General features: G+C 65.6%; 14 protein-coding genes. 1 reads left to right on the forward strand and 13 read right to left on the reverse strand.

Annotation, left to right across the window (positions count from 1 at the left end; genetic code table 11):
- Nucleotides 1-8: 8 nt before the first annotated feature.
- Genes ACO07Z_RS14800 through ACO07Z_RS14810 form a run of 3 tightly spaced genes read right to left on the reverse strand, consistent with a single transcriptional unit; the run spans nt 9 to nt 2,760 of the window.
- The gene (locus tag ACO07Z_RS14800; protein WP_421699396.1) at nt 9-1,043 is read right to left on the reverse strand and encodes a Gfo/Idh/MocA family protein; all 1,035 of its coding nucleotides are present in this window, start codon (nt 1,041-1,043) and stop codon (nt 9-11) included.
- 47 nt (nt 1,044-1,090) lie between these two features.
- Nucleotides 1,091-2,191 carry an LLM class flavin-dependent oxidoreductase gene (locus ACO07Z_RS14805; protein ID WP_421699397.1) on the reverse strand — a complete coding sequence of 367 codons (1,101 nt, stop codon included), beginning with the start codon at nt 2,189-2,191 and terminating at the stop codon, nt 1,091-1,093.
- Nucleotides 2,188-2,760 (reverse strand): flavin reductase family protein, encoded by a 573-nt coding sequence (locus ACO07Z_RS14810; RefSeq protein ID WP_421699398.1) that lies wholly within the window; start codon nt 2,758-2,760, stop codon nt 2,188-2,190. Before ACO07Z_RS14810 ends, ACO07Z_RS14805 begins: the two co-directional genes overlap by 4 nt.
- 77 nt (nt 2,761-2,837) lie before the next feature.
- On the opposite strand from ACO07Z_RS14810, the gene ACO07Z_RS14815 reads away from it, so the two are divergent.
- Nucleotides 2,838-3,806 carry a LysR family transcriptional regulator gene (locus ACO07Z_RS14815; RefSeq protein ID WP_421699399.1) on the forward strand — a complete coding sequence of 323 codons (969 nt, stop codon included), beginning with the start codon at nt 2,838-2,840 and terminating at the stop codon, nt 3,804-3,806.
- A gap of 67 nt (nt 3,807-3,873) precedes the next feature.
- Here ACO07Z_RS14815 and ACO07Z_RS14820 read toward each other — a convergent pair whose 3' ends face one another.
- The 10 genes from ACO07Z_RS14820 to ACO07Z_RS14865 all read right to left on the reverse strand — a co-directional run bounded on the left by ACO07Z_RS14820 (nt 3,874) and on the right by ACO07Z_RS14865 (nt 14,009).
- Nucleotides 3,874-4,968 carry an Ldh family oxidoreductase gene (locus tag ACO07Z_RS14820; protein WP_421699400.1) on the reverse strand — a complete coding sequence of 365 codons (1,095 nt, stop codon included), beginning with the start codon at nt 4,966-4,968 and terminating at the stop codon, nt 3,874-3,876.
- Nucleotides 4,965-5,411: a cupin domain-containing protein gene (locus ACO07Z_RS14825; RefSeq protein ID WP_421699401.1), complete on the reverse strand. Its 447-nt coding sequence runs from the start codon at nt 5,409-5,411 to the stop codon at nt 4,965-4,967. Before ACO07Z_RS14825 ends, ACO07Z_RS14820 begins: the two co-directional genes overlap by 4 nt.
- A complete protein-coding gene (locus ACO07Z_RS14830) occupies nt 5,408-6,448 on the reverse strand; it encodes an amidohydrolase family protein (protein WP_421699402.1) in 1,041 nt (346 codons plus the stop codon). The genes ACO07Z_RS14825 and ACO07Z_RS14830 overlap by 4 nt, the downstream gene beginning before the upstream one ends.
- Before the next feature lie 9 nt (nt 6,449-6,457).
- On the reverse strand, nt 6,458-7,987 hold the full coding sequence (locus ACO07Z_RS14835) for a tripartite tricarboxylate transporter permease (protein ID WP_421699403.1): 1,530 nt from the start codon (nt 7,985-7,987) through the stop codon (nt 6,458-6,460).
- Between the two features lie 15 nt (nt 7,988-8,002).
- Nucleotides 8,003-8,455 (reverse strand): tripartite tricarboxylate transporter TctB family protein, encoded by a 453-nt coding sequence (locus ACO07Z_RS14840; RefSeq protein ID WP_421699404.1) that lies wholly within the window; start codon nt 8,453-8,455, stop codon nt 8,003-8,005.
- Nucleotides 8,456-8,522: 67 nt separating this feature from the next.
- On the reverse strand, nt 8,523-9,557 hold the full coding sequence (locus ACO07Z_RS14845) for a Bug family tripartite tricarboxylate transporter substrate binding protein (RefSeq protein ID WP_421699405.1): 1,035 nt from the start codon (nt 9,555-9,557) through the stop codon (nt 8,523-8,525).
- A 509-nt stretch (nt 9,558-10,066) separates the two neighbouring features.
- The gene (locus ACO07Z_RS14850) at nt 10,067-11,089 is read right to left on the reverse strand and encodes a CobW family GTP-binding protein (protein WP_421699406.1); all 1,023 of its coding nucleotides are present in this window, start codon (nt 11,087-11,089) and stop codon (nt 10,067-10,069) included.
- Between the two features lie 14 nt (nt 11,090-11,103).
- Nucleotides 11,104-12,342 carry an LVIVD repeat-containing protein gene (locus tag ACO07Z_RS14855; protein WP_421699407.1) on the reverse strand — a complete coding sequence of 413 codons (1,239 nt, stop codon included), beginning with the start codon at nt 12,340-12,342 and terminating at the stop codon, nt 11,104-11,106.
- 127 nt (nt 12,343-12,469) lie between these two features.
- Nucleotides 12,470-13,213, reverse strand: coding sequence for an FCD domain-containing protein (locus tag ACO07Z_RS14860; protein WP_421699408.1), 744 nt, complete (start codon nt 13,211-13,213; stop codon nt 12,470-12,472).
- Nucleotides 13,214-13,307: 94 nt separating this feature from the next.
- Nucleotides 13,308-14,009, reverse strand: a complete 702-nt coding sequence (locus ACO07Z_RS14865; protein ID WP_421699409.1) for a TetR/AcrR family transcriptional regulator — start codon at nt 14,007-14,009, stop codon at nt 13,308-13,310.
- Nucleotides 14,010-14,016 lie beyond the last annotated feature (7 nt).

Genomic DNA, 14,016 nt, shown 5'->3' on the forward strand with positions numbered 1-14,016 from the left:
TCACCTCCTCAGGCGCTGACGGCGAGCGAGGGACGGTCGAACGGCGCGGCCGCCTCGACCGCGACCGGCATATTGGTCGCCACCGAGCGGCAGATCGCTTCGAGCACGGCGATGTTGCCGACCTTCTGTTCGTCGGTGAACACGTAGGGCGCGTCCGTCTCGATCGAGCGGGCGAAGGCTTCGAGATTGGCGCGCACCGTGTCGGTCCACTCATATTCGCGCACGTCCCGCCGCCCGTCCTTGTACTGGATGGTCAGCGTGGTCGGGCCAGGGGTGTCGGGGTGTGTCTGGTTGCGCGCCTCGACCCAGGCATCGGTGCCGAAAACGGTGATGCCGATATAGAGCGGCGTCACCAGTATGGCATTAAGATAGCCGGTGGCGCCGGACGCGAAGCGCGTGTGGACCGAGACCACATCGCCATTCGGCCGGTCGGTCGCCCGCGTCGAGGTCGCGGCATAGACCTCGCTGATCGGGCCGAACAGTTCGAGAAAACCGTCGGTGAGGTGAATGCCCATGGCGGTCATGCCGGCGGCGGGCGCATCGACAGTGGAGGCGCGCCAGTCGGTCTTCGGCACGGCGGCAAGCTTGTCATGGCTGAAATTCGCCTCGACATGCATGATGGTGCCGAGCGCGCCGGATTGCACGAGCTCCTTGATCTGCAGCATGGCGAGTTCGTAGCGACGCTCATGGCCGATGCCGAGCCTGACCCCCGCGGCGCGGCAGGCAGCGACCGAGCGCTCGGCGTCAGCGCGGGTCAAAGCGAGGGGCTTCTCGCAGAACACGTGTTTTCCAGCCCGCGCGACCATGGCGACCTGCGCGGTGTGCAGCGAATGCGGGGTGCACAGGATCACCGCGTCGATCGAGGGATCGGACAGGACGTCGTCCCAGTTCGTGGTGAGCGGGATGCCATGCTCGGCGGCGAAGGCGGCCTGGGCGTCGGATGTGTCGATGGCGGCGACGATGCGGAGCTGGTCCGAATCCGCCATGCGGCGGATCATGTGCTTGCCCCACCAGCCAAGGCCGGCGATTGCGGCGCGGATCATATGGTCCTCCCTTGCCGCCTTGCCGGCGGCTCTTGATCTTGGGGATACTATTCGGCGGCTGCGGAGTGGCGCCCGGCATTCACCGCCGGCATCACTTTCTCCGCCATCAGCTCAAGGGAACGGATGGCGAGTTGCTTGTCCGCCCAGTCATGGCCGGCATAAAGCAGGGTTCCGAAGTCGCCGACCTCATCCTGGAACGCGGCAAGTTCGTCGGCAACCTTGTCCGGTGTGCCCCAGATGACGAGATCCGACAGCACGCTGTCGACCGTCACGGAACTGTCCGGCGCATTCTGGTCGCGCTTGAACAGGTTCGCCCGGCCATTGCCGACCAGCTTGGTCGCCAGCGAGTTGTAATAGGCATAATAGGGGCTGCCGGGCTCGGTCGCGTAACGCTTCGCCGTGGCGAGGTCATCAGCGACGAAAATGCTCTTGGCGACGCGCCAGTTGGCGGGGTCGGCCGGTCGACCGCCTTTCTCGCAACCTTCGACATATTTCGGCCAGTGGGTCTTGACCCAGCAGGGCAGCAGGAAGTTCGCCGAGATCGGCTCCCAGCCGCGCTGCGCGGCCTCGGTTACGCCCTTGGAGAACGGCGCGACCGCGGTGATGACGATGGGCGGGTGCGGCGATTGATAGGGTTTGTGCATCGCCCCCTGTCCGAGCGCGGGGATGTAGGTCCGCTCGGTGGTGATGTTCCAGTACTTGCCTTCCCGCTTGTAGGGCGGCTCACCCGACCAGATGGCGAGGATGTGATCGATGGCCTCGACGAACATCTCGGTGCGGTTCTTGTCGAGATTGCCGAACACTTCGGCGTCGGATAGCAGGCCGCCAGGGCTGATGCCCATGAGATAGCGGCCCTTGGCCATGTGATCGAGCATCGCCACCTCGCCGGCCACGCGCGCGGGGTGCTGGTTCGGCAGGTTGATGGTGCCGGAGCCAAGCTTGATGGTCTTGGTCTCGTTCAGCAGCCAGGCGATGAAGATGAGCGAGGAGGTAATGGTCTCGGCGGCGTCGGTCACATGCTCGCCGAAGAAGCCCTCGCAGAACCCCAGCTTCTCGGCGATGAGACAGAACTCCCGGTCCTCCTGCAGCGTCTCGGTCAGCGGCCGGTGGAGCGGGTGGATGGGCATAGTGAAAAAGCCGAGTTTCATGATGCGCGTTCCCGGTTCGCGAAAGCGTTGTTCGCGGAGCTGTCGTTGGCCAGCGTGTCGGCCGGCAGAGTCGCGGCGCTGCAAAGAGCGCCGGTGGCGAAAATCAGCGGTTCGCCATCGCGGTGCGCGGCGCGGAGCACCCGGCCGAGGAAGATGAGATGGTCACCGGCCTCGATGATCTGCTCGGTGCGGCACTCGAAACGGGCGATCGCATCCTCGATCAGCGGCGCGCCGTGATCACCGATGCGGTGCGCGACGGTTTCGAACTTGTCCGGCTGCGGCGTCGCGAAATGCCGGCACAGATGCTTCTGATGGGTGCCGAGCACATTGACCGCGAAATGGCCGGCCGTTGTGAAGTTCCCGAGTGAAGGAGCCTGTCGGCGCAGGCTCCACAGCACCAGCGGCGGATCGAGCGAGACCGAGGAGAAGCTGTTGGCCGTCAGCCCTTCGAGCTTTCCGTCGGCCGTGCGCGTGGTGACGATGGTGACCCCGGTGGCGAAGCGCCCGAGCGCCCGTCGGAAATGACCATGATCGTCGGTAGATCGGAAATCGATGACATGTTCGCTCATGAGGACGACGTTAAGGCGGTGGCGCTCGCTGTAGAAATGATATGATCTGCTCGTCTCCATCAGGAATCGTAATGGCGATGAGCGACACCTTGCGCGACATCCGGCTGTTTGTGGCGGCCTTTGAAGAGCGCTCCTTCACTGCCGCAGCGGAGCGCGAGAACGCCACCCAGTCCGGCGTCTCCCAGCACATCCGCAAGATGGAGGACCGTTTTGGGGTGAAGCTGTTCGCGCGCGGTGGCGGCACGGTGCAGCCGACACCGGCGGGCGAAAGCTATTACCGGCACTGTATCGAGCTGTTGCGGCTTAACGAGGCGGCTAATCGCTCGGTGGGCCGGTTCGGCGCCGGCCTCGACGGCGAGATGGTGGTGGGACTGATGCCGACCATGACCCGCTCTGTGCTGGCTCCGGCGCTCGCCCGCTTCGTCGCGCTGCATCCCAATGTCGTGGTGCGCGTTACCGAAGCCTATTCGGCGATCCTTACCCAGCAGGTGCGGGCCGGCGAGCTCGCTTTCTCCGTCGTGCCGGCCTCGACCGCGACAGTCGGTGTGAAGACCACGCGGTTCGCCTATACGCCGGAAGTTCTGGTCTCGGCGGCGGACGCGGAGCGGGAGCATATGCGGCCGGTGCGGCTTGCCGATCTCCGCTCTCTAAAAGTTGTGGTGCCGAGCGCGCAGAACGCCCGGCGCGCCAGCATCGAAACCTATCTCGCCTCGAACGGCGTCGCTGTGGAGCAGCGACTCGAACTCGATGCCATGATGGGCACGCTGGACTTCATCGCCTCGACCGACTGGGTCGCGATCCTGCCTGGGCTGATGATGGCGCAGGAGGTCGCATGGTCGGCCGGATCCGACACCATGCGTCGCTTCACCGTCAACCCGATCGACGATCCCCCGCTCGGTATCGACCTCGTGCAAATCGAGCCGGCGCGCCGCTCACTGGAGCCGGCGGCCGCAGCCTTTCTCGATATCCTCGCGCAGGAGACGGCGCGGATCGGCCGGGTCTGGGGCGAGCGCGCCGGGCTGTATGAGGATGCCGGCGTGCCGTAGCGATCGCCGGCCACCGTGCCGTCCCGCGCGTTCAACGCCGGCGACGGTGCCCGCCCGTCCATTTTCTTCACACGCGGCGGGCGAGCGGCGGAATAGCGAGATCGGCGGCGAGCGTATCGAGTTGGCGTTGCAGAGCTGCCGGCATCGGTACGCCATCGCGGGCGCGGGCCTCGCGCAGCACGGCGCGGCGGTCGCCGGGAATGCGCACGCCATCGGTGCCGGGCAGGGGGACATCGTTGCGCAGCTCATCGAGCTGGGTCGCCAGCAGCGCCGCGAAAGCCTCCGGCTTCATGAACCGGGCAACATCCAGCGCCAGAATGAAATGGCCGGTATTGGTTTCCGTAGAGGAATCGGCGTTGAAGTCGACCACTTCGCTGCCGAAAGCCGCGCCATTCAGCGTTCCGGCGAGCAGGCCCAGCATCAGGGCGAGGCCGGAGCCCTTATAGCCGCCGATCGGCAGCAGCAGGCCCTCGCCGCTCCGCTTGGGGTCGGTGATGGCGCTGCCATCGGCCTTGCTGACCAGCCAGCCCGCAGGCATCGGAACGTCGTTCAACAGGTGCTTCTTCACGGTGCCATAGGAGACGACGGTGGTAGCGATGTCGAGCAGCACCGGCGGCTTGCCCTCGCCGGCGGGAATGGCGATGGCGAGCGGGTTGGTGCCGAGCAAGGACGAGGTGCCGCCCCAGATCGCCATATGGTTCGAACTCGCAACCACGGAATAGATGCCGACCATGCCGCGCCTTGCGAGCATGTCGACATAAAGCGAGGCCGGACCGGCATGATTGGAACGGCGCACGCCGACCCAGGCGACGCCGATCTCGCGGGCCAGCTCCGCCGCCGTGTCGACGGCGGTCGACATCACCAGATGGCCCATGCCGTTATCGCCATCGACCCGCGCGACGCCGGGGGCGGCGCGCTCGACGGAGATGGTCGGGGTCGGATTGACCGCACCACCCTTTAGCCGCCTCACATATTGCGGCAGGCGGAAGATACCGTGACCGTCGGCGCCGGTAAGGTCCGCCTCGACCATCAGGGTCGCGACGCGCTGCGCTTCATGGGTCGGCAGGCCGCAAACTCGCATCGCGTCGGCGATCAGGCCTTCAAGGGCGGCCGGCGGAAGGGGGGCGGCGGAGCCGGACTCCGGCTTCACGGCAGCATTCATTGGGGCGTACCTGCGGAAGGGGTTTTCGGGCCTGCCGAATGTTCGGAAGCGATGGAGCGGGTCTCGCCGCTTGCCGTCAGGGTGCGGGTGGCCTCGACATCGGCATAGGTCCAGAAGATGGCGAGCGGCGCATTGTCCGAGGCGTTGCGGAAGCGGTGCGGCACGTCCGGGGGAATCCAGGTCGTGTCGTGCTGCGACAGCGAATAGGTGACGCCGTCGATCTCGAACACTGCGTCGCCTTCGAGGATGATCACGCTCTCCTCGCAATTATGGCTGTGCAGGGGGATCGCCGCGCCGGGGCCGAAGCGGGTGATACCGTTCAGCAGTTTCTGCGAGCCGATCTCGGCGGTAACGAGCCGGACGGTGCGCGCACCGCCGCCACGCTCGGTCACGGGCAGTTCGTTCGGGCGCAGGATGGCGGGAGCGGATGGCTGCGTGCTCATGCGTTCACCGCCTTGCGGGTCTGCGCGTCGAGACCGAACCAGCCGGCGGCGGTGCTGCCAAGGATCGTGGTCTCGTCCGCTTTCGACAAACCGGCGGCGCGGACCTGCCGGGCACCTTCCAGCGTGCCCATATCGAACGGGTAGTCGCTGCCCAGCAGCACATGATCGGCACCGAACGTATCGGCGAGATAGCGCAGCGCCGGACCGAAATGGGTCAGCGTGTCGAAATAGAGCCGGCGGATCGAGACTTCCGGGCTCTCCTTGATGAAACGCCGGCATTCCGGCCGCTCCTTCCAGCCATGGATCATGCGGCCGGTCTGGAACGGCATGAAGCCTCCGCCATGCACAAGGCAGATTCTCAGGTCGGGGTGGCGCTCCAGCACACCGCCGAACACCAGCGAGGCCGCCGCGATGGTGGTTTCCAGCGGATTGCCGATCAGGTTCTTGAGATAGAACTCGTTGGTCCGGTTGCCTGCCGCGGTCTTCTGCGGATGTATCAGGATGAAGGCGCCGAGTTCCTCGGCGGTGGCCCAGATCGGTTCCAGCGCCGGGTCGTCGAGGTTCTTGCCTTCGATGTGCGAACCGATCTGCGCGCCTTTCAGCCCCAGCTTGGTCACGGCGCGCCGCAGCTCGTCCGCCGCCCGGGCGGGATCCTGCATCGGCAGGGTGGCGATGCCGAGGAAGCGGGTCGGGTGACGCCGCACCAGATCGGCGATCGCCTCGTTCTGGATCTGGCACAGCGCGGCGGTGAGCGCCGCCTCGCGCTCATAAAGGAAGGTCTGCGGGCAGTTGGAGAGCACCTGCAGATCGAAGCCCGCATGATCGAGATCGGCGAAGCGCCGGTCGAGATCCCAGCCGCCGCGCGGAAACGGCCGCTGCACGATGTCGCCGACCTTCAGAACGCCGCCTTCCTCGTCGACCTCCGAGAGTGTCGGCCCGATCTCAGGCGCCTCGCGCCGCATGTGGGCCATCATTTCCTCGGTAAGGATATGGGCGTGAACGTCGATGACAGGAGCGGCAAGCGAGAGAGAGGTCATGCGGATGTCCTAATCAGAGGAATGCGACAGGGCCTCGGCAACGCCGGCACGGCGCGCCGCGCGGCGGGCGATGAGAAAGCTGAGCAGGGGCAGGGCGAGCGAGCCGATGACCAAGAGGGCCAGCACGGCGGAGAGCGGGCGCTGCACGAAGATCCCCGCGCTGCCTTCCGACAGCATCAGGCTCTGGCGCAGCGAGCTTTCCATCATCGGCGCCAGCACCACGGCGAGCACCAGCGGCGCCCGCGGTATGTCGGCGCGGATCATGAGATAGCCGACCATGCCGAACAGCAGCGTCAGCCCGACATTGAACAGGCTGAGGCTGATGGCGTAGGCGCCGACCAGCGAGACGATGAGGATGCCGGCGACGAGGTAGGAATAAGGGATGCGCAGCACGCTCGCGAACAGCGGGGCGAGCGGCAGGTTCATGATCAGCAGGATCACATTGCCGATGAACATCGAGGCGATGAGGCCCCAGACCAGATCGGCCTGCTCGGTGAGCAGCATCGGCCCCGGCCGGATGCCGAGCAGCACCAGCGCGGCAAGCAGCACGGCGGTCGAGGCCGAGCCGGGAATGCCGAGCGCGAGCATCGGTATCATCGCGCCATGGGCCGCCGAATTATTGGCGGATTCCGCCGCGGCCACCCCATCAAGGGCGCCATGGCCGAACTTCTCCGGGTGGCGGCTCGCCTTCTTCTCCACGACATAGGCCAGCAGCGCCGCAACCGTCGGCCCCGCGCCGGGCATGAGCCCGATGAGCAGGCCGATGAAGCCGCCGCGCACGATCGCCATCCGGCATTGCGCCCAGTCCTTGCTGGTCAGCCACATATCCTTGAGCCGGGTGCGGATGACCTGACCCGACTGGGTCTGCTCCATCGACACCAGAATTTCGGCGATGCCGAACACGCCGATGGCCACGGGAAGGAAATCGATGCCTTCCAGCAGATCCAGCGAGCCGAAGGTGAGCCGCGACGTGCCCTGGATCGGGTCAGTGCCGACAAGCGCGATCATCAGGCCGAGTGTGGCGCCGATCATCGCCTTGAGCGCCGAGCCGGTGCCGAGGCTGGCCGTCGCGGTGATGCCGAGCAGCGCCAGCAGGAAATATTCCGGCGCGGAGAAATTGAGCGCAAACGAACTGAGCGCTGGCGTCAGGAACACCAGGGCGGTGACGGAGCCGATGCCGGCGAGGAAAGAGCCGATGGCCGCCACGGCCAGCGCCTGTCCCGCGCGCCCCTGCTTCGCGAGCTGGTTGCCGTCAATCGCCGTCATGACGCTCGCGGCTTCGCCGGGCACGTTCACCAGCACCGAGGTGAGCGTGCCGCCATACATGCCGCCATACATGATGCCGGAGAGCATCACGAGCGCGGTGACGGGATCGAGGCCGAAGGTGATGGGCAGCAGCAGCGCCATGCCGGCCGATGGCCCGATGCCGGGCAGCGCGCCGATAAGCTGGCCGAGCGTGACGCCGATCAGCACGAACAGCAGGTTGGTGGGCGTCAGCGCGACGGCGAAACCGTTGGCGAGCGAGACGAGTGCGTCCATGTGCGGTCCCTCGCCTCAGATGCCGAGCGGGCCGGTCGGCAAAGCGATGCCGAGCCACGCGATGAAGACGCCATAGACCAGTCCGACCACGATCACGGTGGTGAACAGGCTGGCCATGACCGGGCGCCGCTCGATGCCGAGCAGCAGGAACAGACAGAACAGGACGCTGGCGGTGACGAAGCCCAGCGACGGGATCAACAGCACCATCAGCCAGAGCCCGGCGGTGAGCGCGGCAATGCGCAGGAGGCCGGCCCGACCGGGAAAGCTGTGGGGCTCGGCGCTGTCATCCATCACCGAGGTGACGAGAAGGCCGAGTGCCAGAATGACGCCGATCGCGCCGACCCAGAACGCGGCGAATGACGAGCCGGGGGCAAAGTCCGCCCAATAGGGCAGTTGCCACGTTCCGAGCAGCACCGTGGCGGCGAGGACGAGCAGCACCAGTGCTGCGATGATGTTGGTGAAGCGCATGCCGAACCCTTGTCTGAAGGCTGACATTGGCGGGCCGGGGATCGCCTGGCCCGCCGGGTCAGCTTCCTCACTGCACCGTGGGCTGTTTGGCGAGGCCGAGATCGCGCAGCAGAGCGAGGTGCTCGTCGTGCAGTTTCTGCATGTAGGGCTTCACCTGGGCGGCCGGGATCATCTGGCTGCGCAGGAAGTTCTCCTTCAGGCTCGCCTGCCATTCCGGGGTGGCGACCAGCTTGGCGATGGCGTCGTCCCAGAACTTCACCGTCTCGGCGTCGAGGCCGGGCGGGCCGGCAAGGCCCCAGGCCTGACCCCACACCACGTCGTAGCCCTGCTCCTTCGCGGTCGGGATGTCCTTCAGCTCGGGCGCGGTGCGACGCTCGCTGGCGAGGATCGCGATGATCCGCGCCTTGCCGGCCTTCACCAAAGGCAGTGCTTCGCCAGGTGTCAGGGTCATGAAGTCGACATTGCCGCCAAGGAACGCCGCCTGAGCGGCGCCGCCGCCGTCGAACGGCACATAGTTCAGCTTCACCTTTCCGGCCTTTTCGACCAGCCCGGACACCATGTGGTCGGTCGAGCCCGACTGGGCACCGGCGACCTTGACCGAGCGCTCGCGCTTGGCGGCCAACTCGACGAGTTGCTTCATGTCCTTGATCGGCGAGCTTTCCTGGACGACCAGAACCAGATCGCCCTGGATGAACATGCTGATCGGGGTCAGCTTGTCATAGAGCGTCGGCAGGCCCTGGGTGATCGGCGTGGTCAGGATCGGCTGGGCGATGCACAGCACGACGTTGCGGTCGCCCGCCTTGCCCATCACGAAATTGCCGGCGACCATCCAGGAGCCGCCAGTGCGGTTCTGCACCACCAGCGGGTTGGTGATGATCTTCTGCTCGTTGAGGATCTTGGCGGCACGGCGCATCAGCACGTCCGGCGTGCCGCCGGGGCTGGTGCCTGTGGTGATTTCGATCGGGCCGGTGGGGGCCCCCTGCGCCTGCAGGGCGGTGGGCGCGGCGAGGCAGGCGGCGCCAAGCGCGAACGCGATGGCGGTGTGCTTCAGGCGCAGATGAAGCGGCACGCGTGGCCGCATCTCAGTGTTTATCTGAATCATGTGGCGTTCCTTCCCAGGCTTGCGGCGGCACAGCGTCTTTTGACGTCTTGTGGTGCAGAGGAAATGGCGACTGCCCGGTGATGTCAAGTTAAAACGAAATAATTATGCGGCATAAGCCATGTCGAAACGGCATTGGTATAGTACAAATCGTTATCGGTTGTGTATAGGTGGTGTAGAGTGTCCACCTTCTGGGGTGTTTTGAGGTATCGATTCCGCTGGCGCGCGGTCTGACAGCGCACCCCGCGGTCTGGAGGTGCGTTGGTCTCTAGGTCAACTAGAGCGCTTGTGGCGTTCAAGCCGAAAAGCGCCAACCGATATTCTTTGAAATGAGAATTTCCCGTGCTAATATAAGAGAAATAAAACAAAGTCCGGAGGAAGCGAGAATGTCAGAATTACTTACAAGATTCTTGAATTATGTATACCAATGCTTAGTCGTTACTGGGGCTTCGCACTGTGTCGCGGCCGATGAGGGCGCGGGGGTGGGCCGTTCCAAAGGGCGCGATCCGGCATCACGCGGCGTTCCCCATCGCAAGGGTGTCCAGACTCCGCTGTAGCGCGGCGGGCGGTATATTGCGGGTGATGAAGACGATCCGCGTGGTGTGGTCCGCGCTCGGCCACGCCTCCAGCTGCACCGGTGGATGCAGCACGTTCTGCACCGCGTGGACGATGAGAGGCGCCGCTTCGCCGCGCAGCGCCACGATGCCCTTCATGCGCAGGAGATCGCGGCCGCGCAGCGAGAGGATGGCGCGCAGCCATCCGCGCAGCGCGTCGCGGCTGACCGGCCGATCCAGCGTGATCGCGAATGCCTGGATGCCATCGTCGTGGTGGGAATGGGCATGCTCCGCCGGTGCGTGTGGTGCCTGGGCGGCTGCGAAGGCGGCGTCGTTCAGCCAGCGCAGCACGTCGCCGCTGTCGCGCGTCGGCGCTCGCGCAGCGTGGGCGAACAGATCGTCCGGGGCGATGTTCCCCTGAACCACGGGCAGGATTTCGGCGCCGGGGTTTATCGCTCTCAGCCGCTCGCGCAGCGTCGCGATCGCCTCCGGCGTGGCGAGATCGGGCTTGGTAAGCACCAGCACGTCTGCGAGCCCGACCTGATGCCGTGCTTCTCCGAACTCGTCGAGCTGGCCGGCACCATTGACGGCATCGACCGTGGTGATCACCGCGCGTAGCGCGAAGCGCTCCGACAATGTGCGCTCCGTCAGGAACAGCTGCACCAGCGAGGCCGGATCCGCGAGGCCCGTGGTTTCGACGGCGATACGCGAGAAGGGCGGCACCTCGCCCCGCGCCGCCTTGCCGGTCAGGTCGTCCAGCGTATCGACAAGGTCGCCGCGCACGGTGCAGCAGATGCAGCCGCTCTGCAGCACGACGGTGTTCTCGATCGAACTCTCGACCAGCAAATGATCGATGGCGACATCGCCGAATTCGTTGATGACCACGGCGCTGTCCGCCATGCCGGGATCGCGCAGCAAATGGTTCAGCAGCGTGGTCTTGCCGCTGCCGAGGAAGCCGGTGATCAGCACGACGGGGATCATGGCGGCGTTTCCCCCTAGACGTCGAGTTCCAAGACATAGAGCCCGCCCGCGTGACGGTCGGCGCAGTAGACGATGCCGTTCTCGTCGACATAGACCTCGTTGATCTGGGTCGCCGGGACGCGCGCACCGGGCGCCGCGGCCGGCACGAAGGCCCCGACCTCGCGCGGAATCAGCGGGTCGCTGATGTCGTGGATGCGCAGGCCGCCATTGAACAGCGTCGAGAACAGCAGGGTCTCGGAGTGCAGGGCCGTCTCGCGCGGCGGGTTTTCATGCAGATTGTGGCAGCCGAAACGGCCGCCCTTGCGGGAATATTCGTCGAAGGAGGGCATGGGCAACGTCGAAAGCGGCACCGGGTTGTCCTCGCAGCGTATGTCGAGAAGCCAGGTCAGCTTCGGCCAGTCGAACCCGTCATCATGGATGCACTCATGGCTTGCGACCGCCAGATCGCGGCCGAACAGCGGCATCAGCGTATGGGCGAAGCCCGGGAAGGGCGGATTGGGGCTGAAGCGGGAGATGACGGTTGGACGAGACTTGTCCGAGATGTCCATCACGAAGAAGCCCCCGTCGATATAGCCGACATAGGCGCGGTCCGGGCGGGCCGGGTAGACATTGGTATTGTGGCAGCGAATCCCGGTGTCGATCTTCAGGCGCGGCGGTGGTGGGGCGTCATCGCCTTCCGCCGTGCCCGGCATCCACCAGCGGCCGGCCTCGACCGGCTTCGACGGATTGCGCACATCGATGATGCGGTAGGGTTGGTCGTCGAGCGGGTTGCGCGGGGTGAAGTCGGGTGCCCCGGCTGCGCAGTGGATGAATTCGCCATCGACGAACCAGACCTGATGCACGCCGCGCGAATGCGGGCCGGAGCAGTCGAAGAAGCTGACGGAGCGCGGGTGCTCGGGCACCGAGATATCGAACAGCTCGATGCCGGCAGGCTGCTCGCCATGCTCATAGGTCTGATAGGCCACCGCCATCAGATTGCCCGTGGTCTCCAGCGAATTCGAGCGCACCCTGTTATGCGGCAGGTCGGTCTGGACGATCACCTTGGGGCGGCGCGGATCGGTGACGTCGACGCCGGTGAAGTTCTTCGGCGGCCCTTCATGGGCCAGCCAGAGAATGCGGCGGCCGTCCGGTGCGCTCTGGAGCGACATGCCCTCGCCGATGCCGCCGAATCCGGCAATCGGGTCATGGGCGATGAGCTTCATGCCGTGGATCAGGTCGATCTTAACGTCGGCGACCCTGGTGTGGTCGAGCATGCACGGTCCTCCCGTTGGACCCACGCGGACAAGACCCGTCGATCGGTCCTTCTGATTGTTAATCAAAAGGATGTTCGAACAAAACTGCTATGTCAATAAAGACGAGTGTTGTTTGTTCGGTGCGCGGCTAGTTTCCCTCGTCGCCATTGCCCGCCGAAAGGCTCCGGGAGACCTCCTCATAGTTGCGGACCACCACTTCCACACTGCCCTGAAAATGCTCGGCGAGCACGACGGTGGCGCGGTCCGCGTCGCGGGCGATGGCGGCTTCCGCAATGGTGCGATGCTGGTCGCGCACGCGTTTCAGCAGCTCCTGCGACGACGAGGTGACGACGATCACGCCGCGCCGATAGCGCTGGAAATGATCGGACAGCGCCCCGCAGAAATGCAGCAGCCAGGGCGAGTCGCAGGCGGCGATCAGGCTGTGGTGGAAGCGGTCGTGCCGCAGCTCCCATTCGTCCACCGTCTTGCGGTCCTCGACCGAATGCGGCACCGGCGTGCGCTCCAGCCGGTGCAGAGCGGCCAGGATCTCCGCCTCCCAATCCTCGTCGCCGCGGGCGATGGCGCGGCGCAGCGCGTTGCAGCTCAGCTCGGTCCGCAGCGCGCACAGATCATGCAGGTCCGACAGCGAGAGCGGGGCGACGGTGTAGCCGCGATGGCCTTCGAAACGCACCAGCTGATCGGACACCAGACGCGACAGCGCCTCGCGCAGCGGCGCGATGCCGACGCCATAGATCGCGCTCAGCTGGCGAAAGCGCAGCCGCTCGCCGGGCTTGAGATGACCGGCGATCAGGTCGCGGCGCAGCCGGGCGTAAATCTCGATGCCGAGCGTTGTCGATTCGTCGTCCGCGACCGCGACGGGCTGAAGGGACACAGGGCACTCTCCACGGCTACAATTACCGGTGGATCATACGCGCGGGGGACGTTCGATCAAAGCGAAGATGTTCGAGGCCCAATTGGCCAATCGTCTAGCGCTTTGTGTTGTCCCCGGTTTCCCGACCGGCGAGGTGGGTCAGCACCGGGCCGACGCCGGAGAGGAAGGTGTCGACCGCGTTGCGGATCATGGTCGGCCGGTCGACGGGCATCGGGAACTGGTACACGATCTCGCGGACTCCGTAATAGAAGATGCCGCCCTGGAGGGTCCAGAACAGTTCGACCTCCTCCGGCCTCGGCGGTTCGTTCCCGCTCAGCCCGAAACTCTGCCGGGTCGCCAAGGTGATGGGCCGCAGGATCTCAGCCTCCACCTTTGCGGCATAGCGCCGGTTGATGTCGACGCCGCGCAGCCCCGCGAAGATGTAGATGCGGATCCATTCCGGCGTGAAGATGGTGCGCGTGTAGTCCTCATAGAAGTGAATGATGCGCTCGCGGATCGGGCGGTTCTCGTCCATCAATCCCTCGCGCCATTCGCTCTTCCAGCGATTGACGTAGATTTCCTGGTAGACGGCGGCGATCAGGTCGTCCTTGCTCGGGAAATACCGGTAGAGCAGCGGCTGGGTGACGCCAAGGCGCTGGGCAAGTTCGCGGGTGCCGGCTTCGAACCCGACCTCCGCGAACAGCTCGATGGCCCTGCGGATGAATTCGCGATGCCGGTCCTCGGGCTTGTTTCGGGTGCGCCGAGCCGCGCGAACCGCGCCGGCCGCCTCGGCGGATGGAGATGACGGGCCGTCCATTGATCTT

The organism is Ancylobacter sp., from assembly GCF_965229075.1.
Taxonomy (GTDB): Bacteria; Pseudomonadota; Alphaproteobacteria; order Rhizobiales; family Xanthobacteraceae; genus Ancylobacter.